The following is a 23,204-nucleotide window of genomic DNA, read 5'->3' as shown; positions in this document are numbered from 1 at the left end:
GTTCGACAGTGGCCACCGTCGAGGTCGCGGACACCTGGCGAGCGCGGCTCCGCGGGCTCCTGGGACGCACGGAGCTGCCCGAGGCGCTCTGGCTCGAGCCCGAGAGCTCCGTCCACGGCGTCGGCATGCGGGTGGCCCTCGACGTCGCCCTGCTCGACGGGTCCGGGGTCGTGACGCACACCCTGGTGCTGCGTCCGTGGGGCCTGACCTGGCCCCGTCGGGGCGTCGTTGCGGTCGTGGAGGCCCCGCGGGGGAGCTTCGAGCGGTGGGGCCTGCACCCGGGCAGCGTGGTGGCACGAGGGTCGTCGACCGTCACGCAGGGGTCCTGAGGCACTCCTCCATCGTCGGCCGGACGCGGCGTGACGGCCCGGGCCCACGGTGCCCACCTGTGCCGGGCGGGTGGGTCCGCCGGGTGGAGGAGGGCGGGTACAGGGGCCCGGCCGGGATGAGCCGGGGGGCCCACGCACGCGTCAGGACTTCACCCGCACCATGGAAGGCGCAGGGGGACATCGACGCCGGGAGGTCCACGGATGCGTGCTGCACTCACCGCTCGGATCGCGATCGGCACCGCCGCCGGAGCGATCGCCGCGGCCCTGCTCGGCGCCTGGGTCACCGACGCCACCGTCGACGGCGCCGCCGGGACCGCCGTGCGGACCGTGCTCGTGCTCGTCGTCCTCGTGCTCGTCCCCTGGTGGGCGCTGCGCCAGGAGCTGCTCCAGGCGCACCGGGCGCGGCTGCGTACGTGGGCCGTGGCCGGCGTGCTCGTGGGCTACCTGGTCAACCCGTTCGCCTGGCGGGGCGACGCCCTCGTCGCGGGGGCGTTCACCCCGTTGCCCGCCGCCTGGGTCGTCGACCTCGCCCTGTGGATGGCGGTCGGCGCGGCCAGCTGCGTCGTGACCAGCCACGCGGCGGCCCGGAGCAACCAGTCCCTCGGCTACACGGGCTGACCGCCAACTGCTGACCGCCGGCCACTGGCCGCTGGCCGCTCGCCGAAAACGAGGCGACCCGTGTCAGTACCGGCACGTAACGTTGCCGCTCGTGCGTTCTCTCCCCCTCGACGACCCCGGTACCCCGCCTCTGAGCGGGCCTACCGCGCTGCTCTGGTGGCTGGCGCGTCGGCAGTGGGGCATCCTCCTGACCGCCGTCGGCCTCGGCATCACCATGTTCGCGTGCCAGGCCTTCACCCCGTACGTCGTCGGCCGTGCCATCGACGACGGGCTGGACAGCGGCTTCGGCCCCGACCTGTGGCGGGCGTGCGGCACCCTCCTGGCGCTCGGCGCGGTGATCATCACGGCGTCGGCCATCGGGCACCGGTACGACGTCAACAACTGGCTCCGGGCCGCCTTCACCTCCTCGCAGCTGGTCGGCCGGACCGTCGCACGCTCCGGCCACACCATCACCAAGGAGCTGCCGACCGGTGAGGTCGTCTCGGCCGTCGCCAACGACGCGCTGCGCATCGGCGAGGTGTTCGCGATGGCCGCCCACTTCCTCGGCAGCCTCGTGGCGTACGGGATCGTCGCGGTGCTCATGCTCCGCGTCTCGGTGCCGCTCGGGCTCGTCGTCGTCCTCGGGCTGCCGACGGTCGCGGCGATCCTCGGCCTGCTGGTCAAGCCGCTGTCGCGACGCCAGGCGGCGCAGCGTGAGGCGTCCGGCCGGCTGACCACGCTGGGCTCCGACACGGTGTCGGGCCTGCGGATCCTGCGTGGCATCGGCGGCGAGGAGGTCTTCACCGGCCGCTACCGCGCGCAGTCGCAGGAGACGCGACGCCGCGGGGTCGAGGTGGCCAAGACGCAGTCGATCCTCGACGCGCTCCAGGTGCTGCTCCCGGGTGCGTTCGTCATCACACTCATCTGGCTCGGCGCGCACATGGCGCTGGCCGGCACCATCACGCCCGGCCAGCTGGTGTCCACGTACGGGTTCGCCGCGTTCCTGTCGTGGCCCGTGCAGAACGCCACGCAGATGCTCCAGGCGGCGACGCGCGCGCACATCGGCGCCACCAAGGTGGTCAAGGTGCTCCAGGTGGTCCCGGCCACCGGCGCGACGCCCGGCACGGCCGACTCTCCCGAGCGGCACGCGCCGCTGGTCGACGAGGTCAGCGACCTGCGGCTCGAGCCCGGTCGGGTGGTCGCACTGGTGAGCGCCGACCCCGACGAGTCCGCGCGCATCGCCACGCGGCTCGGCCGGTTCGACGACGACGCCGAGAAGGACACCCCGGTGCGCCTGGGCGGGGTGCTGCTCTCGGAGCTGGACAAGGACGTGGTCCGCGAGCGCATCGTGGTCGCAGAGGCCACCCCCCACCTGTTCTCCGGCCGGCTGGAGGTGGAGCTCGACGTGCGCGGCTCCGCCACCGAGGACGACCTGCTGCGGGTGATCGCCACGGCCGACGCGCAGGACGTGCTCGACTCGGTGCCCGACGGCCTCGCCGGCGACCTGCCCGAGAAGGGTCGCTCGCTGTCCGGCGGTCAGCGCCAGCGCGTCGCGCTCGCCCGCGCCCTGCTCATCGACCCGGAGATCCTGGTGCTCGTGGAGCCGACCAGCGCGGTCGACGCCCACACCGAGGCGCGGATCGCCGCACGACTCGCCGACGTGCGGCGGGGCCGCACCACGCTCGTCGTGACGGCGAGCCCGCTGGTGCTGGACCACGTGGACGAGGTCGCGTTCGTGCAGGACGGCGTCATCCGCGCCCGCGGCACGCACGACGACCTGCTCACGCATGGCGCCGGTGACCTCGCGGTCGCGCGGGCGTACCGCGCGGTCGTGGGCCGGCGCATGGACGAGGAGTCGCAGGACTTCCGCTCCGTCGAGGACCTGGCGGAGGACGAGCGGCTGCACCAGGAGCTGATGGCCGCCCAGTCGGCCGGAGAGACCAGAGGAGGACAGTCATGAAGCTTCCCATCGCGGACTCGGCGACGGTCCGGGCCTACGCCGCCCTCCTGTTCCGCAAGCACAAGCGGCCGTTGACGCTCATCGCCGTCCTGCACACGCTGGCGGCGACGGCGGGCCTGGCCGGGCCGTGGCTGCTCGGCATGCTCATCGACGCCGTCACCGCCGGCACCACCGTCGGGTACGTCAACACGCTCATCGCCGTCGGGGCGGCGGCCGTGCTGGCGCAGACGGTGCTCATCCGGTTCGCGCAGCGCTCGTCGATGATCTTCGGTGAGGAGGTCTTCGCCGAGCTGCGCGAGGAGTTCATCGAGAAGGTCACGGCCCTCCCGCTGTCGGTCGTGGAGCGCGCGGGCACGGGCGACCTCGTCGCGCGCACCACCAACGACGTGAACAAGCTCCAGCACGCCGTGCGGTTCGGTGTGCCGCGCGTGATCGTCGCGGTGGTCACCATCTCGCTGACGATCGTGGCGTGCCTGCTCCTGTCGCCGGTCGTCTCGCTCGCCATGTTCCTGGGCGTGCCGACGCTGCTGATCATCGTGCGCTGGTACCTCAAGCGCGCCGCGCCCGCGTACCAGCGCGAGTCGGCGGCGTACGCGGTGCTCAACGGCACGATCACGGAGTCGGTCGAGGGTGCCCGCACGGTCGACGCCCTCCGGCTCGGCGCGCGCCGGATGCGACGGGTGGACGAGGACCTGGCGGAGGCGTTCGACGCGGAGCGGGCGACGCTGCGGCTGCGCACCATCCTGTTCCCGGGCATCGACCTCACGTTCGTCCTCGCGCCCGCCGCGGTGCTGTTCTGGGGCGGCTACCTGGCCTCGCAGGGCCACGTCTCGGTCGGCGCCGTGACCACGATCGTCCTGTACACGTACCAGATCACGGGTCCCGTCTGGGAGCTGATCTTCTGGATCGACGAGATCCAGGTGGCGGCCACGTCGCTCGCGCGCATCGTCGGCGTCCAGCTGGTCGAGCCGGACCGTCAGTCCCGCGACGGGACGCCGGTCGACGAGGACATCGCCGCCCGGGACCTGGAGTACGCGTACCGCGAGGGCCACAACGTGCTGCACGGGATCCACCTCGACCTCGCGGCCGGGGAGCGGCTGGCGGTCGTCGGGCCGTCCGGTGCGGGCAAGTCGACGCTCGGACGCATGCTCGCCGGCATCCACCCGCCGAGCGGGGGCACGGTGACGGTCGGCGGGGTGCCGCTGATCGACCTGCCGCTGGAGGAGCTGCGCGGGCACGTCGCCCTGGTCACCCAGGAGCACCACGTGTTCGTCGGGTCGGTGGCCGACAACCTGCGCCTGGCCCAGGTGGACGCCGACGCGCCCGCGCTCGAGCGTGCCCTGCGCGCGGTCGACGCCTGGGAGTGGGTGCAGGCGCTGCCCCAGGGCCTCGACACCGAGGTCGGCTCCGGCGGTGCCGCGCTCACGCCGGCGCAGGCGCAGCAGATCGCGCTGGCCCGGCTGGTGCTCCTCGACCCGCACACGCTGGTGCTCGACGAGGCCACCTCGCTGCTCGACCCGCGTGCTGCGAGGCACCTGGAGCGGTCGCTGTCGGCGGTCCTCGCGGGCCGCACGGTCGTCGCGATCGCGCACCGGCTGCACACCGCGCACGACGCGGACCGGGTGGCGGTCGTCGACGGCGGGCGGATCACCGAGATCGGTCCGCACGACGAGCTGGTGGCGGCCGGCGGCGACTACGCGGCCCTGTGGCACTCGTGGCAGCACGAGTGACATGACCGGTCCACTGGTGCTGCGCGGGGGTGTCGTCGTTCCGGACGACGCCCTCGCGTGGCGCTTCTCGCGGTCCAGCGGGCCGGGCGGTCAGTCGGTGAACACCACCGACTCCCGCGTCGAGCTCACGGTCGACCTGGCGCGGATCGCGTGGACCAGCCCGACGCAGCAGGACCGGGTCCTGGCGCGGCTGGCGGGCCGGCTGCGCGGCTCGACGCTCACCCTGAGCGCCCAGGAGTACCGGTCCCAGCTGCGCAACCGCGAGGCCGCGCTCACCCGCGCGCAGGCGCTGCTCGACGACGCCCTCGCTCCCCCGGGACCGACGCGCCGCGACACCCGACCGAGCCGGGGCTCCCAGGTGCGCCGGGTCCAGGGCGAGCAGAAGCGCCGGGCGGTCAAGCAGCTGCGGCGCCGTCCTCCGCCGGGGTGACGGGCTCGTCCTGCTCCGGGCCGGCGCCGCGGGCCTCGTCGCGCACGAGCCGGAGCCACAGCAGCACCGCGAACGCGCCGAAGATCCACCACTGCGCGGCGTAGGCGAGGTTCTGGATGTTCAGCCCGGCGCCCGGCTTCGTCGGCGGGTCCAGCAGCGCCACCGTGCCGGCCTGTGCCGGGTCGGACGACGAGACCACGAGGTACCCGGTGTAGATCGGCCCGCCCCAGGAGTTGAGCAGCTCGGCGGAGCTGATCGCGTCGGTCCTGCCGTCGGCCACCCCGGTTCCGGCCTGCTCGGACGCCTGGAGGTAGCCGGTCACCTCGACCGGTCCGGCGGGCGGCTCGTCGGCGTCGGCGGGGGTCGGGACCCAGCCGCGCGCCACCGGCAGCACGGCGCCGCCGGTGGTCGTCAGCGGCGTCAGGACGAGCAGCCCGGTGGTCCCGTCGTGCGCACGGCCGGTCACCAGCAGCTGGCCGGCGGGGTCGTAGGTGCCGGTCACGGACACCTTGCGGCCCACGAGGTCGCCGGTGAACGTGGTCTGCGGGGCCAGCACGTCGTCGAGCGGGACCGCGGGCGCGGCGACGAGCTCGGCGGTCAGCCGTTCCGCGGCGGCAGTGCCGTGCACCTGCGCGCGGTCCAGCTGCCACGCACCCAGCCGGGCGCAGAGTGCGGCGGCGGCGAGCAGGAGGACGAGGAGCAGGAGCATGCGCGGCCGGACCGCGGCGCGCAGCATCGTCGTCGGCGGGCGTCGCTCGGCCTGCGACCACGCCGACAGCGCGCCGGACGGTGAACCGCCCTCCACCCCGACGCCGCGCCCGAGCGGGCGACCGTGACCATCGTCACTGCCTGCCGCCGACCGTGCCGCGCGGTCGTGCGCGACGGCTGCGGGGCGCTGTTCGGTCACCCCTCACGGTACCTCGCAGGGACGGCCCGACCGCGCCCGGGGACCCCGTGCACAGGGGCCTACGACCCCGCTGACCTGCACACCCGTGTGCCCGGCCGGCCACCAGACGTTCCGGTTCCGTGCACCGGCCCCTCCTGCGCCGGACGGCGGAGTGCGGTTGTATGACAACTAGACCCGCGCAGCAACCGGAGGACCTAGGTCCTCCGGTCGCGACGGGGTCCGACGACAGGCTGACACCGGACCGGCGTGATCGCCGGAACGACGACTGGGGAGCGCGCATGAGCACGACGACGTCGGAACGCGGCACGTGGCGGACGGGGAGCGGTGATGCTCTCGACGCCGAGACGCTGAACCGCATCGACCAGTGGTGGCGGGCCGCCAACTATCTCTCGGTGGGCCAGATCTACCTCTTGGACAACGCGCTGCTGCGCGAGCCGCTGACGCGCGACCACGTCAAGCCGCGCCTGCTCGGCCACTGGGGCACGACGCCCGGCCTGAACTTCCTCTACGCGCACCTGAACCGCGCGATCGCCGAGCGCGAGCAGTCCACCATCTACATCACGGGTCCCGGCCACGGCGGCCCGGGCCTGGTGGCCAGCGCGTACCTCGACGGCACCTACTCGGAGTACTACTCGGACATCACCGAGGACAGCGAGGGCATCCACCGGCTGTTCCGGCAGTTCTCGTTCCCCGGCGGCATCCCCAGCCACGTGGCACCGGAGACCCCCGGCTCGATCCACGAGGGCGGCGAGCTCGGCTACGCGCTGAGCCACGCGTACGGGGCCGCGTTCGACAACCCCGACCTGCTGGTCGCCACCGTCATCGGCGACGGCGAGGCGGAGACCGGACCGCTGGCCACCAGCTGGCACTCGAACAAGTTCGTCAACGTCCAGAACGACGGGGTCGTCCTGCCGATCCTGCACCTCAACGGCTACAAGATCGCCAACCCGACGGTGCTCGCGCGCATCCCCGAGGAGGAGCTCGCGTCGCTGATGGTCGGGTACGGCCACAAGCCGCACATGTTCGTCGCGGGCTTCGACGACGAGTCGCACGAGGACATCCACCGCCGGTTCGCGACGCTGCTCGACGAGGTGCTCGACGAGATCGCGGAGATCAAGCGCAGCGCGCACGCCGGCAACGAGCAGCGCCCGCAGTGGCCGATGATCGTGTTCCGCACCCCCAAGGGCTGGACGGGACCGGACTACATCGACGGCAAGAAGACCACCGGCTCGTGGCGGGCGCACCAGGTGCCGCTGGCCAACGCGCGGGACACCCCGGAGCACCTCGACGTGCTGCGCAAGTGGCTGGAGTCGTACCGGATCAACGAGCTGTTCGACGAGAGCGGGAAGCTGCACGACGACGTCCGCTCGCTCGCACCCCAGGGGCACCTGCGGATGAGCGACAACCCGCACGCCAACGGCGGCCTGCTGCTCAAGGACCTGCGCCTGCCGGACTTCCGGGAGTACGCGGTCGACGTGCCGGTGCCGGGCGGCTCGATGAGCGAGGCGCCGCGCGTGCTGGGCGACTGGCTCACCGACGTCATCCGGCTCAACCCCGACAACTTCCGGATCTTCGGTCCCGACGAGACGGCGTCGAACCGCCTCCAGTCGGTGTTCCAGACCACGGACAAGCAGTGGAACGCCGAGTTCTTCGGGGGCGACGTCGACGAGCACCTGGCCCGCGCCGGCCGCGTGCTGGAGATGCTCAGCGAGCACCAGTGCCAGGGCTGGCTCGAGGGGTACCTGCTGACCGGCCGGCACGGCCTGTTCAACTGCTACGAGGCGTTCATCCACATCATCGACTCCATGTTCAACCAGCACGCCAAGTGGTTGAAGGTCACCGACGACATCCCGTGGCGCCGGCCCATCGCGAGCCTGAACTACCTGCTGTCCAGCCACGTCTGGCGCCAGGACCACAACGGCTTCAGCCACCAGGACCCGGGGTTCATCGACCACGTGGTCAACAAGAAGGCCGAGGTGGTGCGGGTCTACCTGCCGCCGGACGCCAACACCCTGCTGTCCACGTACGACCACTGCCTGCGCAGCCGGCAGTACGTCAACGTGGTGGTGGCGGGCAAGCAGCCGGCCCCGAACTTCCTGACCATGGACCAGGCCGTCGCGCACTGCACGCGCGGGCTCGGGATCTGGGACTGGGCCGGGTCGGAGGTGCACGGTGAGAAGCCCGACGTCGTGCTCGGTGCCGCCGGCGACGTGCCGACGCTCGAGGTGCTGGCGGCGGCGGACATCCTGCGCCGCGAGCTGCCCGACCTTAAGGTCCGCGTGATCAACGTGGTCGACCTGATGCGCCTCCAGGACGCGCGGGAGCACCCGCACGGCCTGTCGGACGCGCAGTTCGACGGCCTGTTCACGGACGACAAGCCGGTGATCTTCGCCTACCACGGGTACCCGTGGCTCATCCACCGGCTCACGTACCGCCGCAAGGGTCACACCAACATCCACGTGCGCGGCTACAAGGAGGAGGGCACCACGACGACGCCCTTCGACATGGTCATGCTCAACGACCTCGACCGGTTCCACCTGGTCATCGACGTCATCGACAACGTGCCGCACCTGCGCACGGCCCAGGCCAACCTGCGGCAGAAGATGGTCGACGAGCGCCTCCGGGCCCGCGAGTACACCCGCGCGTTCGGCGACGACCTGCCCGAGGTCCGCGACTGGGTCTGGCCCGACGCGCAGGACCAGTCGGACTCCGGACAGGTGGCGGCGACGCTGTCGACCGGCGGTGACAACGAGTAGCTCGACGCAGTCCGTGGGGCGGGCGACGCCGCCCGCCCCACGGTCCCGCACCACCCGCACCACCTTCAGGAGACGCCCACCGTGGCCCGCAGCATCTATGTCACCTCCCCCGAGGGGGATTCAGGCAAGTCCATGGTCGCGCTCGGACTGGTGGACCTCCTGGCCCGCACGGTCCAGCGCGTCGGGGTGTTCCGACCCGTGGCGCGCTCCACCCACGTGCGCGACTACGTCCTGGAGCTGCTGCTCCAGCACGACGGGGTCGACCTCACCTACGAGGAGTGCGTGGGGGTGACCTACGAGCAGGTGCTGCACGACCCCGAGCAGGCGCTCGCGCAGATCGTCGCCCGGTACCACGACGTGGAGCGGCGCTGCGACGCCGTCGTCGTCGTCGGCACGGACTACACCGACGTCGCCGGGCCCACGGAGCTGGCCTACAACGCCCGCATCGCGGCGAACCTGGGCGCCCCCGTGGTGCTCGTCGTCAACGGCGGGCACCGCAAGCCCGCCGTGATCGCGCAGGTGGCCGACGTGGTCGTCACCGAGATGCACGCCAACCACGCCCAGGTGGTCTCGGTCGTCGCCAACCGGTGCGCCCCGGGCTCGGTGAGCGGCGTCCGCGACGCGCTCCGTTCCGGCACCGGCCTGCCCTCGTGGGCGGTGCCCGAGAACCCGCTGCTCACGGCGCCGACGGTCCGGCAGCTGTCCGACTCGGTGCGCGGCACCCTCATCTCCGGCGACGACGCGCTGCTCCAGCGCGAGGTGCTCGACGTCATCGTCGGCGCGATGTCCATGGAGCACCTGCTGGGCAAGCTCACGGACGGTGCCGTCGTCATCACGCCGGGCGACCGGGCCGACGTGCTGCTCGGCCTGCTCATGGCGCACCAGGCCGAGGGGTTCCCCTCCCTGGCCGGCATCATCCTCAACGGCGGCTTCCGCCCGGCACCGCTGATCGCGCGGCTGCTCAACGGGCTCGGGAGCAAGCTGCCGATCCTCAGCACGGAGCTGGGCACGTTCCGCTCCGCGAGCGCCGTCGCGGACACGCACGGCCGCCTGACCGGTGACTCGCAGCGCAAGATCGACACCGCGCTGTCGCTGTTCGAGCAGCACGTCGACGGGGCCGCTCTCCTGGCCGCCCTGGACGTCGAGCGGCCCGAGGTGGTCACGCCGCTGATGTTCGAGTTCGCCCTGCTGGACCGCGCCCGGGCCAACAAGCAGCACGTGGTCCTCCCGGAGGGCACCGACGACCGGATCCTGCGGGCGGCATCCACCCTGCTCCAGCGCGGCGTCGCCCAGATCACGATCCTCGGCGAGGAGCCCGCCATCCGCGCGCGCGCCACCGAGCTCGGCCTCGACCTCGACGCGGCCGCGATCATCGACCCGCACGACCCGGTGCTGCTCGAGCGGTTCGCCGAGGCGTACACCGAGATGCGCAAGCACAAGGGCATGACGGTCGAGCGGGCGCGGGAGATCGTCTCGTCGGTGTCCTACTTCGGCACGATGATGGTCCAGCTCGGGCTGGCGGACGGCATGGTCTCCGGGGCGGCACACACCACCGCGCACACCATCAAGCCCTCGTTCGAGATCATCAAGACCTCGCCCGGCGTCGGCAGCGTGTCGAGCGCGTTCCTCATGTGCCTCGAGGACCGGGTGCTCGTCTACGCCGACTGCGCGGTCATCCCCGACCCGACCGCGGAGCAGCTGGCGGACATCGCGATCTCGTCGGCGGGCACCGCCCAGCAGTTCGGCATCGAACCGCGCATCGCGATGCTCTCCTACTCCACCGGCGAGTCCGGCTCGGGCGCGGACGTGGAGAAGGTCCGCGCCGCGACCGCGCTGGTCAGGGAGCGCCGGCCGGACCTCTCGGTCGAGGGCCCGATCCAGTACGACGCCGCCGTCGACGCCTCCGTGGCGAAGACCAAGATGCCGGACTCGGCCGTCGCCGGCCGCGCGACGGTGTTCGTGTTCCCCGACCTCAACACCGGCAACAACACCTACAAGGCCGTGCAGCGCTCCGCCGGAGCAGTCGCCATCGGTCCCGTGCTCCAGGGGCTGCGCAAGCCGGTCAACGACCTCTCGCGCGGTGCCCTGGTCCAGGACATCGTGAACACCGTGGCGATCACAGCCATCCAGGCCCAGACGGAGACTCCCGCATGAACCCCCTCACCCGCCCGGCCCCGCACATGGCGCACGGAGCGCACGGCAGCGTGCTCGTCGTGAACTCCGGCTCGTCGTCGATCAAGTACCAGCTGGTCGACCCGGTCGGTGGCGGGGCGATCGCGTCGGGTCTCGTCGAGCGCATCGGCGAGAGCGAGGGCCTGGTCAAGCACACGTACGCCGGGAACACGACGACGCGCACCGACGCGGTGCCCGATCACGGTGCCGGGCTGCGCGCGGTCCTCGCGCTCTTCGACGAGGTCGGTCCGGACCTGGCCGAGGCGCACGTGGTCGCGGTCGGTCACCGCGTGGTGCAGGGCGGCTCCGTGTTCGGGTCCCCCGTGATCGTGGACGACGACGTCGTGGCGCAGATCGACGCCCTCGCGCCGCTGGCGCCGCTGCACACGCCGCCGAACCTCACCGGCATCCAGGTGGCGCGCGAGCTCCTGCCGGACGTGCCGCACGTCGTCGTGTTCGACACCGCGTTCTTCCGCACGCTGCCCGAGGCGGCGGCCACCTACGCGATCGACCGCGCTGTGGCGAAGGCGCACGACGTGCGGCGCTACGGGTTCCACGGGACGTCGCACCAGTACGTGTCGGGCAAGGTGGCGCGGGTGCTCGGGCGCAAGCTCGAGGACCTCAACCAGATCGTGCTGCACCTGGGCAACGGCGCGTCCGCGTCGGCGGTCCGCGGGGGCGTCGCGGTGGAGACCTCGATGGGCATGACGCCGCTGGAGGGCCTGGTCATGGGCACGCGGTCCGGCGACGTCGACCCCGCGGTGCTCATCCACCTCCAGCGCAACGCGGGCATGTCGGTCGACGACATCGACGACCTGCTCAACCGCCGGTCCGGGCTCAAGGGGCTCGCGGGCGAGAACGACTTCCGCGAGCTGCACAAGCTGGTCGAGGCCGGCGACGAGGACGCGATCCTCGCGCTGGACGTCTACGTGCACCGGCTGCGCAAGTACATCGGCGCGTACCACGCGGTGCTCGGACGGGTCGACGTCATCGTGTTCACGGCCGGTGTCGGCGAGAACGACGACATCGTCCGCGCCCGCGCGCTCGAAGGGCTCGAGGCCATGGGCATCGCGGTGGACCTGGAGCGCAACGCCGGCCGCAAGAAGGAGCCGACGATCATCTCGCCGGACTGGGCCAGCACCCTGGTGATGGTGGTGCCGACCAACGAGGAGCTCGCCATCGCGCGGCAGGCCGTGGCCACCGTCGAGGCGGCAGGCTACGAGGGCACCAGCGACGAGTCCGACCCGGCCCCGGCGGCCGCCGGGCACGCCTGATCCCTACGGCAGCCGCAGTGCCCTGAGCGTCCGCAGCACCTCGGTGTAGACGCGGGGCCACGTCTCGGTGCCCAGGTCGAACATCCGGTGCAGCCCCACGCCGGGGCCACCGAGCACCCCGTGCACCCCGTGCTGCACCGCGACGGTCTGCACGCGGGTGGTCGCCCAGAGGCCCTCGCGACCGTGCCGGCTGCCGATCCCCGACGCGCCGATGCCGCCCTGGGGTGCCGCGACCGAGCCCCAGGTGGCGACGTAGCCCTCGTTGACGTTCACGGTGCCCACCCGCACGCGCTCGGCGAGGGCGGCGCCGCGGCGGGTGTCCGCGGTCCAGATGCTCGCGTTCAGGCCGAGGTCGCTGTCGTTCATCGCGGCGACCGCCTCGTCGTCGGACGCCACGGTGGAGACCGTCACGACCGGACCGAAGGTCTCCTCCCGCACCAGCCGCGCCTCGGTCGGCACGTCGGTGAGGATGGTGGGCTCGTAGAACCACGGGCCGACGTCGGAGCGGTGCACCCCGCCGGCCAGCACGGTGGCCCCGTTCCCGACGGCGTCCTCGACGTGCTCGACGACGGTGGCCAGCTGCGCGGCCGACGTGAGCGACCCGATGTCCGAGCGGTAGTCCAGCCCCGAGCCGAGGCGCAGTGCCTTCGTGCGCCGGACGAAGGCCGCGGTGAACGCGTCGGCGACGTCCTCGTGCACGTAGATCCGCTCGATGCTCACGCACACCTGGCCGGCGCCGACGAAGCACGCGCGCACGGCACCCTCGGCCGCGACCTCGACGTCCACGTCGTCGGCCACGTACATCGGGTTCTTGCCGCCCAGCTCCAGGGTGGCCGGCACCAGCCGCTCCCCCGCCTGCGCGGCGACGACCCGGCCCGTGCGGGTGGAGCCGGTGAAGCTCACGTGGTCCACGTTCTGGACGACGGCCGCCCCGACGGTCGGCCCGTCGCCGACCAGCACCTGGAGCAGGCCGTCGGGCAGCCCGGCGACCTCCAGCAGCTCGGCGGCCCACAGCGACGTCAGCGCCGTCTGCGGGTCGGGTCGCAGGAGGACCGCGTTGCCGGCCACGAGCGCGGGAAGCACGTCGCCGAGCGTCAGGGTCAGCGGGAAGTTCCAGGGCGCGATGATGCCGACGACGCCGACCGGGTGCCGCAGCACGCGCGTCGTCGTCAGCCCGGGGAGCAGACCGGGGACCCGCCGGGGCGCGAGGTAGCGACCGGCGCGCGCGGCGTAGTGCCGGGCCACCAGCGCGATGTCGCAGACCTCCTCGAACGCGTGGACCCGCGCCTTGCCCGACTCCACCTGGATGAGGTCGAGCACGTCGCTCTGCCGCTCGAGCACGAGGTCGTGCACACGCGAGAGCACCGCGGTCCGCTCGCGCAGGGGCCGTGCGGCCCACAGCCGCTGGGCGGCACGCGCGGCCTTGGCGGCGCGCACGACGTCCTCCGGCGTGGACAGCGGGATCGCGGCGATCGGGCCGCCCGTGAACGGCGCGTGCGACGTGTACGTGCTCGCGCCGGGCGAGGCGACGACGCGCCGCAGCAGGGGCCGGACGTCGTCCGGCTCCAGCACGTAGGTCGCGAGCGGGTCGGTCTCAGGGTCGTGGAGCTCGATGTGTCCCGGGTCGTGCGCCATACCGGCGAGAGTACGCGCGGCACTCGGCTGGTCCGCGCGCTACACGCCCAACGTCTCGCGCACGTCCGGGTGCAGCAGGGCGACCACGGCAGCGCGCCCCTCGCCCGCCGACTGGGCCGCGAGCGCGGTGGCGGCCATCGTCGCGCACTCCGCCGAGGTGTGGTGCCGCAGCGCGTACCGGACCGCGGGGATGGCGCCCACCGACATCGACAGGCTGGTCACCCCGAGCCCGACGAGCACCAGCGCCAGCACCGGGTCCGACGCCGACTCCCCGCACACCCCGACGGGCTTGCGTGCCCGCAGACCCGCGCGAGCCGTGCTGTCCACCAGGTCGAGCACGGCCGGCTGCCACGGGTCCAGCAGGTCGGCCAGCTCGCCGCGGAGCCGGTCGCTGGCCATCGTGTACTGCGCCAGGTCGTTGGTGCCCACCGAGACGAAGTCCACCTCCGCGAGGATCTCCCGTGCCCGCAGCGCAGCCGCCGGCACCTCGATCATCACGCCGACGATCGAGACCCCCGCGGCCCGTGCCCGGGCGGCGAAGTCGCGCGCCTCGGCGGGCGTCGTGACCATCGGCGCCATCACCCACGGGGTGGTGCCGGTCTCGGCCTGCGCGCGGGCCAGCGCCTCGAGCTGCGTGTCCAGCAGCTCCGGGTGCGACCGCACCAGGCGGTAGCCGCGCACGCCCAGCGCCGGGTTCTCCTCGCCGGCCTGCGTGACGAACGGCAGCGGCTTGTCGGCGCCCGCGTCGAGCGTGCGGACGACGACCTTGCCGCCCGCGAACGCCCGCAGGACCCGGCTGTACTCGGCGACCTGCTCGGCCTGCGACGGAGCCGTCGCGCGACCGAGGTAGAGCACCTCGGTCCGGAACAGCCCGACACCCTCGGTGGGGACCGCGCCGGCCCGGTCGGCGTCCTTGCCGGTGCCGATGTTGGCCATCAGCTTGACGGCGTGACCGTCGGCGGTCGCCCCGGGTGCCGTGTCGGACTCCAGCGCCACGGCGGCCGCCCGGCGCGCCCGCGACTGCTCCCGGATCTCCGGGCCCGGGTCGAGGGTGACGGTGCCGGTGACGGCGTCCACGGCCACCTCCGTGCCGGGCTCGAGGTCCATGATCCCGGTGGTGCGGACGACGCACGGGATGCCCAGCTGCCCGGCGATGATCGCGGTGTGGCCGGTGGGCCCGCCGCGCTCGGTGACGATCGCGAGGACCTGCCGGACGTCGAGCGCCGCGGTGTCGGCCGGCGCCAGGTCGGCCGCGACCACGATGCTCGGCTCGGTCAACGGGGGGACGCCGGGCTCGTCGAGGTCGAGCAGCACGGCGACGACGCGGTCGCGCACGCTGCGCAGGTCGGTGACCCGCTCGGCCAGCGCCCCGCCGGCGGCGGTGAACATGTCGACGAACCGGGCGATCGCGCGGTCGACGGCCTCGGCGGGGGTCTCCCCCGCGGCCACGCGCTGCTCGGCCTCGGCACGCAGCGCCGGGTCGGCCGCCATCTGCGCGGTGGCGCCGAGCACGGCCGCGAGCGCGCCGGTCGCGGCCTGCGCGCGAGCCTGGAGGGAGGTCGCGACCTGGTCGAACGCCGGCCCGAGCTGCGCGGGGTCGCCGCCGCCCTGGGGCGGGATGACGGGCGAGGGGTAGGCCTTGGCGATGGGCCCGACGACCAGACCGCGCCCGACCCCCACACCGGCGAGCGTGCGGCGTCCGGCGGCGACGCTCATACCTCGGCGTCCAGGTCCGTGGCCAGGAGGCCGACGAGCGAGTCCAGCACGTCGTCGGCCTGCGGACCGTCGGCGGTCAGGACGACCTCCTCGCCGTGCGCGGCGGACAACGTCATGACCATCAGCATGCTGGCGGCGTTCACGGGCGAGCCACCCGTCTTGGCGATGGTGACGGGGATGCCCGCGGCGCCGGCGGCCTGCGCGAACAGCGAGGCGGGGCGCGCGTGCAGGCCCTGGGCGGAGGCGATCGCGACGGTGCGTTCGGTCATGGCAGGTCTCCTTGGATCAGCGGTACGAGTAGACGCGGAGTGTCGAGTGCCGGTTCTCAGGCGAGCCCGGCGGGGGCGGTCCGGAACAGGTCCGCGGGGTCCAGGGTCGGGTCGGGTTCGGTGACGACCTGCACGGCGGCGAGGTCGAGGTCGGCGGGTCCGGGGATGGCGCTGCCGGGCAGCCCCACGGCCGCGCGACCCCAGGCGACGGCGGCGCGCAGGCGGTCGAGCGGCTCGCCGTCGGAGGCGAGGAAGCCCGCGAGAGTGCAGTCGCCCGCGCCGACGGTGCTGCGGGGCACGATCGGCGAGCCGCCGGCCCACCAGCTCTGCGTGGCGGTGACGAGCAGCGCACCGTCGGCCCCGAGCGACACCAGCGCGCTGTCGTGGCCGCGAGCGAGCACCGAACGGGCGCCCGCGACGATCTCGCCGACGGTGGTCGGGGAGGTGCCCAGCACGTCGCAGAGCTCGTCGAGGTTCGGCTTGAGCAGTGCGGTCCCGCCCGCCCGGACGGTCGCCTCGAGCGCCGCGCCCGAGGCGTCCACCGCGACGGGGATGCCCCGCGCGGCAGCGGCCGCGACGAGCCGGGGGTACAGGTCCGCGCCGGCACCGCGGGGCACGCTGCCCGCGAGCACGAGCCACGAACGTGAGGGGCCTGCGGCGTCCAGCTCGCGCTCCACCGCGGCCACGAGCGCCGCGGCCTCGTCGTCGTCGAGCGTCGGACCGGCGGCGTTGACCTTCGTGGTCACACCGCGGGCGTCGACGACCGCCACGTTGCTGCGCGTGGCGCCGCGCACCGGGACGGCCCGGGCGGGTACGCCCAGCGCGCTCAGCAGGTCGACCAGCTCCGCCCCGTCGGCTCCGCCCACCGGCAGGACGGCGCGCGTGGCGATGCCGTGCCGGGCGAGGGCCCGGGAGACGTTGATGCCCTTGCCACCGGCGTGCACGTGCGTGCCGTGCGCGCGGGTGACCTCGCCGACCGCGAGGACGTCGACGTCGAAGGTCCGGTCGAGGCTCGGGTTGGGGGTGACCGTGATGATCAAGGTGTGCTCCGTCGAAGTGGTGGTACAGGGGTGCCGATGCCCCGGCGCGTCGTGCCCGCGCCGGGGCGTCGGCCGTCAGTCGGTGCTCACGTGTTGACCCGCTGGACGAGGTCGTACAGCTCGTCCGCGGTCGTCGCGGCCAGGACGCGGCGGACCTCGTCCTCGTCGGCGAAGATCACCGCGATCTTGCCGAGGATGCCCAGGTGCTCGTCGTTGACGCCGGCGATCCCGACGACGACCCGCACCGGGTTGCCGGCCCAGTCGATCGGCTCGTCGTAGCGGATAAGGCACAGGGCCGAGCGGACGATCGCCTCCTTGGCGGCGTTCGTGCCGTGCGGGATCGCCAGGTAGTTGCCCATGTAGGTGGACACCGTGCGCTCCCGCTCCGCCATTGCGTCGACGTACTGGGCGGTGACCGCCCCGGACGACGCGAGCAGCTCGCCGGCCTCCCGGATCGCCTCGTCGCGGGTGGTCGCCCGCCCCGACGCGACGACCAGGTCCCTGGTCAGGATGTCGCTCACGATGCCGTGACTCCGTCGTCGGCAGCGCCCTCCTTGACCTCCTGCACGACCGAGTCGTACACGGGGCTGTTCATGAAGTTGTCCACCGAGACGTGCCGGGAGTTCGGCGCGTGCTTGCGTGCACGGTCGGTCAGCTCTCGCTGGCTGATCACGAGGTCGACGTCGTCCTGGAGGTTGGCGACGGCCTTGTTGACCACCGAGACACCCTCGACGCCCGCCTTCTTGAGCTTGTCGCGCAGGACGCTGGCGCCCATCGCGCTCGACCCCATGCCGGCGTCGCACGCGAACACGATCGACCGGATCGGGCGGACCGCCGTGGCCGTCGTCGTGCCGTGCCCCGACAGGGCGGCCTCGGCCGCCTCCGCGGTGCGCTCCTCGGCGACCAGCGCGCTCAGTGCCGCGCTGCTCTTGCCCTTGTTCGCCTCGGTCTGCGCGATCGCGGCACTGAGGTCGCCGCTCTCGCCCGCCGCGAGGTCACGCTTGCGCGTGGCCCGCAGGATGACGGCCGCGATGAGGAACGACACGGTCGCGGAGAGCACGACCGACAGGATCACGCCGGGGAAGCTGCCTCGGGCCGTCTGCGCGAAGACCGCGAAGATGCTGCCCGGTGCCGCCGGTCCGACGAGCCCGCTGCCCATCACGACGTTCGTCCCGATGCCCGTCATGCCGCCGGCGATCGCCGCGATGATGAGGGTGGGCTTCATGAGCACGAACGGGAAGTACACCTCGTGGATGCCGCCGAAGAACTGCACGATGATCGCGCCGGGGGCGGTCGATCGCGCCGCACCCACACCGAGGAGCGTGTAGGCGAGCAGGATGCCCAGGCCCGGGCCGGGGTTGGCCTCGACGAGGAACAGCAGCGACTTGCCCTGCTCGGCGACCTGGCTGGCGCCGAGGGGGACGAGCACGCCGTTGCCGATCGCGTTGTTGAGGAACAGCACCTTCGCCGGCTCCACGATCACGCTCATGAACGGCAGGATGTGGTTGTCGGCCATCCAGCCGACGATGTCGCCGAGCCACGTGCTGATCTGGGTCACGATCGGCGCGACACCGTAGAAGGCGCCGACCGACAGTGCTCCGCCGACGATGCCGGCCGAGAACATGTTGACCAGCATCTCGAACCCGGGCCTGATCTTGCCGTCCCAGATCGAGTCGATCTTCTTCATGATCCACGCGGACAGCGGGCCGAGGATCATGGCGCCGAGGAACATCGGGACCGTGCTGCCGACGATGATGCCGACCGTCGCGATGGACGCGACGACGCCGCCACGCTCGCCGTAGACCATCCGGCCGCCGGCGTTCGCGATGAGCAGCGGGAGCAGGAAGGTCACCATCGGGCCGACGAGCCCGAGGTACTGGTGGAACGTCGTGCCGTCCTCCGCCATGACGAGCTGCGTCGCCGCGCCCGACCAGGCCCCCGGCAGGTCGGCGTTGCCGAACCCGCCGAGCACGCCGTTCGGCAGCCAGCCGACGGCGATGAACAGTGCCGTGATCAGGCCCCATGCCAGGAACGCCGGCAGGTTGGGCATGATCATGCCGGTCAGGAAGGCACCGAACCTCTGGATGTGGACCTGGGCGGTCTTGCCCCGGGACACGGGTGGAGCACCTGCTGTTGTGGTGGCCATGTGCGGCTCACTCCGCTCTTGATCGTCGTTGATCGGATGGAACGGTCGCGATCGTCAGGGTTCGATCGTGACCTTGATGCCCGTGCCCCCACGGACGATGTCGATGCCCTCGACGACCTGGTCGAGCGGCAGCAGGTGGGTGATGAGGTCGGAGACCGGGACGCGACCGTCCGCGATCATGGCGAGTGCCTGGCGGTTGTGCTCGGGGCTCGAGCCGTTGGCACCCATGAGCATCAGCTCCTTGTAGTGCACGACGTTCGAGTCGAGGGTGATCGTCGGCTTGTCCTTGGGCAGGCCGCCGAACAGGCTGAACCGACCGCGCGGGGCCAGCATCTGGAGCGCCTGCTCCTGGGCCGCGCCGGAGGCCGCCGCGGTGATGACGACGCTGACGCCCTTGCCGCCGGTGAGCTCGAGGACCGCTGCCACCGGGTCGACCTCGCCGGCGCAGATCGCCGCGTCGGGCTTGACGACCCCGGCCGCGAGGTCGAGACGCTCGCGGCTCAGCTCCACGAGGTAGACCGTCTCGGCGCCGCGTGCCCGGGCGAGGCGCACGTGCAGGCAGCCGATCGGGCCGGCGCCGACCACGACGACGGTGTCGCCGTCGTGCACGTCGATGAGCTCCTGGGCGTTGATCGCGCACGCGAACGGCTCGGCGACGGAGGCCTCGGCGTAGCTGACGCCGTCGGGGATCCGATTGAGCCCGTCCACCTTGAGCACGGCGGGCGGCACGATCATGAACGGCGCGAACCCGCCGTCGAAGTCGTAGCCCATCGAGACCTGGTTCGGGCAGATGGTCTCCAGGCCGCCGGTGCAGAAGTCGCACTCGCCGCACGGGATCGCCGCGATGACCTGGACGCGGTCGCCCGGCGCCCAGCCGGTGACGCCCTCGCCGACCTCGACGATCTCGCCGGCGATCTCGTGGCCCATCACGCGGGGCGGCCGGATGCGCTGGTGTCCCGAGGTGGAGATCTTCACGTCGGTGCCGCACATCGAGCAGGCACGCACGCGGAGCTTGACCTCGCCGGCGCCGGTCGTCGGCTCGGGGGCGTCCTCGAGCCGGGTGTCGCCGGGGGCGTAGAAGCGGAAGACCTTCATCGTTCTCCTTCGATCGGTGCTGTGCAGAGGTACGTCAGTCAGGCCCGGACCACGCGGGGTCCGGCGGACTCGATCTCGTCGGCGAGCTCGGCGTTGATGCCCGTGTCGGTCACGAGCGTGTCGACGGCCGACAGCGGCGCGACGATGGCGAGGTCGGAGCGGCCGACCTTGGTGTGGTCGGCGAGGACGACCGTGCGCCGGCCGGCGGCGACGAGCGCGCGCTTGACGGCGGCCTCCGCCAGGTCGGGGGTGGTCAGCCCGTGCTCGACGGTCAGCCCGTTGGTGCCGAGGAACGTGGTGTCCACGCGCACGTCGGCGAGCGCCCGCTCGGCCCAGGTGCCGACCGCGGCGAGGGTGCGTCCGCGGATGGTGCCGCCGATGACGTGCAGCGTGATGTTCGGCCGGGTGGCCAGCACGATCGCGACCGGCAGCGCGTGCGTGACGACGGTCAGCTCGCGGTCCTGCGGCAGCATCTCGGCCAGCCGGACGGTCGTGGTGCCTGCGTCGAGGATGATCGCGCCGCCGTCGGGCAGCTCGTCGAGCGCCGCCTTGGCGATCCGCTCCTTCTCCCCCGCGAGCATGCGCTCCCGGTCGGCGATGCCCGGCTCGAAACCGAGCCGCTCGACGGGGATGGCCCCGCCGTGCACGCGGCGCACCAGACCGAGCCGCTCGAGCGCGCTCAGGTCGCGGCGGACGGTCTCCGGGGTGACGTCCAGCTCGGCCGCCAGCTGTCCGACGTCCACACGGCCGTCGGCCCGCGCCCGGAGCAGGATCTGCTGGTGGCGCTCCTGTGCGTACATGCCCTGCCCTCTCCGTCCGTGCCCGGCACGTCCGACGACGACGTCGGGTGCCGGCAGGCGTCGTCGGTGACGCCTGCCGAGATGCAGCATGCAGCAGCGAAGCAAACATCGTCAAGCAGACTCGGACTCAAACGGGGCGGAACCAACATTCAGTTCAGGCGCATAGCAGGCGCAAACACAGGCGCGCTAGGACTTCCGACCGCGACACTCGAGGATCGGGCACGTTCGGACATCGAGGGCACACGCAAGGACGCCCGGAGACGGCCCCTGCGGGCGTCTCCGGGCGTCGTCGGGACGTCGAAGGTCAGTGCGGCTGGTACGGGCTGACGACGACCTCGACGCGCTGGAACTCCTTGAGGTCGGAGTAGCCCGTGGTGGCCATCGCGCGGCGCAGCGCGCCGATGAGGTTCAGGGTGCCGTCGGCCGTGTGGCCCGGCCCGAAGAGGATCTGCTCGAGGGAGCCGGCCGTACCCACCTCGACGCGCTCCCCGCGGGGCAGCTGCGGGTGGTGCGCCTCGGGACCCCAGTGCCACCCGCGACCGGGCGCCTCGGTGGCCCGGGCCAGCGCGGCACCGAGCATGACGGCGTCCGCACCGCACGCGACGGCCTTGACCAGGTCGCCGGAGCGCCCGACACCGCCGTCGGCGATCACGTGCACGTACCGGCCACCGGACTCGTCGAGGTAGTCGCGTCGCGCGGCCGCCACGTCCGCGACGGCCGACGCCATCGGCGCGTGGATGCCCAGCGACAGGCGGGTGGTGTGCGCGGCGCCCCCGCCGAACCCGACGAGCACGCCCGCCGCGCCCGTGCGCATGAGGTGCAGCGCGGCCGTGTAGGTGGACGCGCCGCCGACGATGACCGGGACGTCCAGCTCGTAGATGAACCGCTTGAGGTTGAGCGGCTCCGCGCGGCCGGACACGTGCTCGGCCGACACGGTGGTGCCCCGGATGAGGAACAGGTCGACGCCGGCGTCGACCACCGTGCGCCAGAACTCGTTGGTGCGCTGCGGGGACAGGGCGCCGGCCACGGTGACTCCCGCGGCCCGGATCTCCTTGAGCCGCGCGGTGATGAGCTCCGCCTGGATCGGGGCGGCGTAGATCTCCTGCATGCGGGCGGTCGCACGGGCGCTGTCGAAGGTCGCGATCTCCGCGAGCAGCGGCGCCGGGTCCTCGTACCGCGTCCACAGACCTTCGAGGTCGAGCACACCGAGCCCACCGGCCCGACCGAGCGCGACCGCGGTGGCGGGGCTCATCACCGAGTCCATCGGCGCCGCGATGATCGGCAGGTCGAAGTGGTAGGCGTCGATCTGCCAGCCGACCGAGACCTCCTCGGGGTCGCGCGTCCGTCGGGACGGGACGACCGCGATGTCGTCGAAGGAATAGGCCCGGCGCCCGCGCTTTCCGCGGCCGATCTCGATCTCGTTGCTCACCGGGCCAGGCTACCGGGGCGCGGGGTGCCCACCCGAAACCGCGGCTCGCGGGCCACCCTCCACGGCATTGTCTGACCTCGGTGCGAGTCTGGCTGTGCAACACCGAGGACCAGGACGAGAGCGGGACGCGATGAGCTGGACGGACGGGCCACTGCTCGGCTTCGACACCGAGACCACGGGTGTCGACGTCGACACCGACCGCATCGTCACCGCCGCCCTGGTCCGCCGCGACGCGTCCGGCACCCACGTCCGCAGCTGGCTGATCAACCCCGGCGTCGCGATCCCCGAGGCAGCCGCCGCCATCCACGGGGTCAGCACGGCACACGCCCGCGAGCACGGCCGCCCGCCGCGGGAGGCGCTCGAGGAGATCGCGACCGACCTGGCCGAGGCCTTCCGTGGCGGCGTCCCGGTCGTCGCGTACAACGCCGCGTTCGACCTGTGCCTGCTCGACGCGGAGCTGCGGCGCCACCGGCTCAAGACGCTGCCCGACCGCCTGTGCAGCGACGCGCGGCCGGTCATCGACCCCCTCGTGCTCGACCGCGCGGAGGACCAGCTCCGGCGCGGGAAGCGCAAGCTCGTCGACCTCTGCGGCTTCTACCAGGTGGTCGAGTCCGGCACCCTGCACACCGCCGACGTGGACGTCGTCGCGACGCTCGACGTGCTCGAACGGATCGTCGGACGCTTCCCGCACCTGGCCACGCTCGACCTCGACACCCTGCACGAGTACCAGTCCACGGCGCACCAGGCGTGGGCCGAGGGGTTCAACGCGTGGCGTGCCGAGCAGGGTCTCGACGGGCCCGGCGCCTCGCACGTCTGGCCCACGCGTGAGCCGGTGGGCACGCTCTGGTGAGACGCGCGTCATATCGCGGCTGAGTTACCAATGGCCTGACTGACCGGGTCTGACCGATTCGATCCGGAC

The 23,204-nt window shown here is 72.8% G+C and carries 19 protein-coding genes; 9 read left to right on the top strand and 10 right to left on the bottom strand.

The window, feature by feature from the left end; all coding sequences use genetic code 11:
- Nucleotides 1-8: 8 nt before the first annotated feature.
- The 5 genes from HP550_RS12905 (at nucleotide 9) to arfB (ending at nucleotide 5,046) form a co-directional block, all read left to right on the top strand.
- Nucleotides 9-329, top strand: coding sequence for a DUF192 domain-containing protein (locus HP550_RS12905; protein ID WP_175348067.1), 321 nt, complete (start codon nucleotides 9-11; stop codon nucleotides 327-329).
- A 201-nt stretch (nucleotides 330-530) separates the two neighbouring features.
- Nucleotides 531-947 carry a hypothetical protein gene (locus HP550_RS12900; protein WP_175348066.1) on the top strand — a complete coding sequence of 139 codons (417 nt, stop codon included), beginning with the start codon at nucleotides 531-533 and terminating at the stop codon, nucleotides 945-947.
- Nucleotides 948-1,038: 91 nt separating this feature from the next.
- Nucleotides 1,039-2,886: an ABC transporter transmembrane domain-containing protein gene (locus HP550_RS12895; protein WP_175348065.1), complete on the top strand. Its 1,848-nt coding sequence runs from the start codon at nucleotides 1,039-1,041 to the stop codon at nucleotides 2,884-2,886.
- Nucleotides 2,883-4,616 (top strand): ABC transporter ATP-binding protein, encoded by a 1,734-nt coding sequence (locus tag HP550_RS12890; protein ID WP_175348064.1) that lies wholly within the window; start codon nucleotides 2,883-2,885, stop codon nucleotides 4,614-4,616. The genes HP550_RS12895 and HP550_RS12890 overlap by 4 nt, the downstream gene beginning before the upstream one ends.
- A 1-nt stretch (nucleotide 4,617) precedes the next feature.
- Nucleotides 4,618-5,046: an alternative ribosome rescue aminoacyl-tRNA hydrolase ArfB gene (gene arfB / locus HP550_RS12885; protein ID WP_175348063.1), complete on the top strand. Its 429-nt coding sequence runs from the start codon at nucleotides 4,618-4,620 to the stop codon at nucleotides 5,044-5,046.
- Here arfB and HP550_RS12880 read toward each other — a convergent pair.
- The gene (locus tag HP550_RS12880) at nucleotides 5,012-5,953 is read right to left on the bottom strand and encodes an SURF1 family protein (protein WP_343048155.1); all 942 of its coding nucleotides are present in this window, start codon (nucleotides 5,951-5,953) and stop codon (nucleotides 5,012-5,014) included. The genes arfB and HP550_RS12880 overlap by 35 nt on opposite strands.
- A 278-nt stretch (nucleotides 5,954-6,231) precedes the next feature.
- Between HP550_RS12880 and HP550_RS12875 the strand changes: the two genes are divergently transcribed.
- From HP550_RS12875 to HP550_RS12865, 3 genes are all read left to right on the top strand, one after another.
- Nucleotides 6,232-8,709 (top strand): phosphoketolase family protein, encoded by a 2,478-nt coding sequence (locus HP550_RS12875; RefSeq protein WP_175348062.1) that lies wholly within the window; start codon nucleotides 6,232-6,234, stop codon nucleotides 8,707-8,709.
- A gap of 81 nt (nucleotides 8,710-8,790) precedes the next feature.
- Complete coding sequence (pta, locus tag HP550_RS12870) at nucleotides 8,791-10,863, top strand: phosphate acetyltransferase (RefSeq protein ID WP_175348061.1); 2,073 nt, start codon at nucleotides 8,791-8,793, stop codon at nucleotides 10,861-10,863.
- Nucleotides 10,860-12,155, top strand: a complete 1,296-nt coding sequence (locus HP550_RS12865; protein WP_246280831.1) for an acetate/propionate family kinase — start codon at nucleotides 10,860-10,862, stop codon at nucleotides 12,153-12,155. Before pta ends, HP550_RS12865 begins: the two co-directional genes overlap by 4 nt.
- Nucleotides 12,156-12,158: 3 nt before the next feature.
- Here the strand turns inward: HP550_RS12865 and HP550_RS12860 are convergent, their stop codons facing one another.
- From HP550_RS12860 to HP550_RS12820, 9 genes are all read right to left on the bottom strand, one after another.
- Entirely contained in the window at nucleotides 12,159-13,790 is a 1,632-nt protein-coding gene (locus HP550_RS12860; RefSeq protein ID WP_175348060.1) for a succinic semialdehyde dehydrogenase, read from the bottom strand.
- Between the two features lie 39 nt (nucleotides 13,791-13,829).
- Nucleotides 13,830-15,506: a phosphoenolpyruvate--protein phosphotransferase gene (ptsP, locus tag HP550_RS12855; protein ID WP_175348059.1), complete on the bottom strand. Its 1,677-nt coding sequence runs from the start codon at nucleotides 15,504-15,506 to the stop codon at nucleotides 13,830-13,832.
- Nucleotides 15,503-15,775, bottom strand: coding sequence for an HPr family phosphocarrier protein (locus HP550_RS12850; protein WP_175348058.1), 273 nt, complete (start codon nucleotides 15,773-15,775; stop codon nucleotides 15,503-15,505). The genes ptsP and HP550_RS12850 overlap by 4 nt, the downstream gene beginning before the upstream one ends.
- A gap of 56 nt (nucleotides 15,776-15,831) precedes the next feature.
- Nucleotides 15,832-16,815 (bottom strand): 1-phosphofructokinase family hexose kinase, encoded by a 984-nt coding sequence (locus HP550_RS12845; RefSeq protein WP_175348057.1) that lies wholly within the window; start codon nucleotides 16,813-16,815, stop codon nucleotides 15,832-15,834.
- 86 nt (nucleotides 16,816-16,901) lie between these two features.
- Nucleotides 16,902-17,336, bottom strand: a complete 435-nt coding sequence (locus HP550_RS12840) for a PTS mannitol transporter subunit IIA (protein WP_343048154.1) — start codon at nucleotides 17,334-17,336, stop codon at nucleotides 16,902-16,904.
- On the bottom strand, nucleotides 17,333-18,961 hold the full coding sequence (locus HP550_RS12835; protein ID WP_175348056.1) for a PTS mannitol transporter subunit IIBC: 1,629 nt from the start codon (nucleotides 18,959-18,961) through the stop codon (nucleotides 17,333-17,335). Before HP550_RS12835 ends, HP550_RS12840 begins: the two co-directional genes overlap by 4 nt.
- A gap of 54 nt (nucleotides 18,962-19,015) precedes the next feature.
- Nucleotides 19,016-20,056, bottom strand: coding sequence for a zinc-dependent dehydrogenase (locus tag HP550_RS12830; protein ID WP_175348055.1), 1,041 nt, complete (start codon nucleotides 20,054-20,056; stop codon nucleotides 19,016-19,018).
- Between the two features lie 38 nt (nucleotides 20,057-20,094).
- The gene (locus tag HP550_RS12825) at nucleotides 20,095-20,856 is read right to left on the bottom strand and encodes a DeoR/GlpR family DNA-binding transcription regulator (protein ID WP_175348054.1); all 762 of its coding nucleotides are present in this window, start codon (nucleotides 20,854-20,856) and stop codon (nucleotides 20,095-20,097) included.
- 304 nt (nucleotides 20,857-21,160) lie between these two features.
- On the bottom strand, nucleotides 21,161-22,285 hold the full coding sequence (locus HP550_RS12820; protein ID WP_175348053.1) for a GuaB3 family IMP dehydrogenase-related protein: 1,125 nt from the start codon (nucleotides 22,283-22,285) through the stop codon (nucleotides 21,161-21,163).
- 130 nt (nucleotides 22,286-22,415) lie between these two features.
- Here HP550_RS12820 and HP550_RS12815 point away from each other — a divergent pair, with 130 nt between their 5' ends.
- Nucleotides 22,416-23,135 (top strand): exonuclease domain-containing protein, encoded by a 720-nt coding sequence (locus HP550_RS12815; RefSeq protein WP_175348052.1) that lies wholly within the window; start codon nucleotides 22,416-22,418, stop codon nucleotides 23,133-23,135.
- Nucleotides 23,136-23,204 lie beyond the last annotated feature (69 nt).

Source organism: Cellulomonas humilata, assembly GCF_013359775.1.
In the GTDB taxonomy this organism is placed as follows: Bacteria; Actinomycetota; Actinomycetes; order Actinomycetales; family Cellulomonadaceae; genus Cellulomonas; species Cellulomonas humilata.
This window is presented reverse-complemented; position numbering and strand designations above follow the sequence as displayed.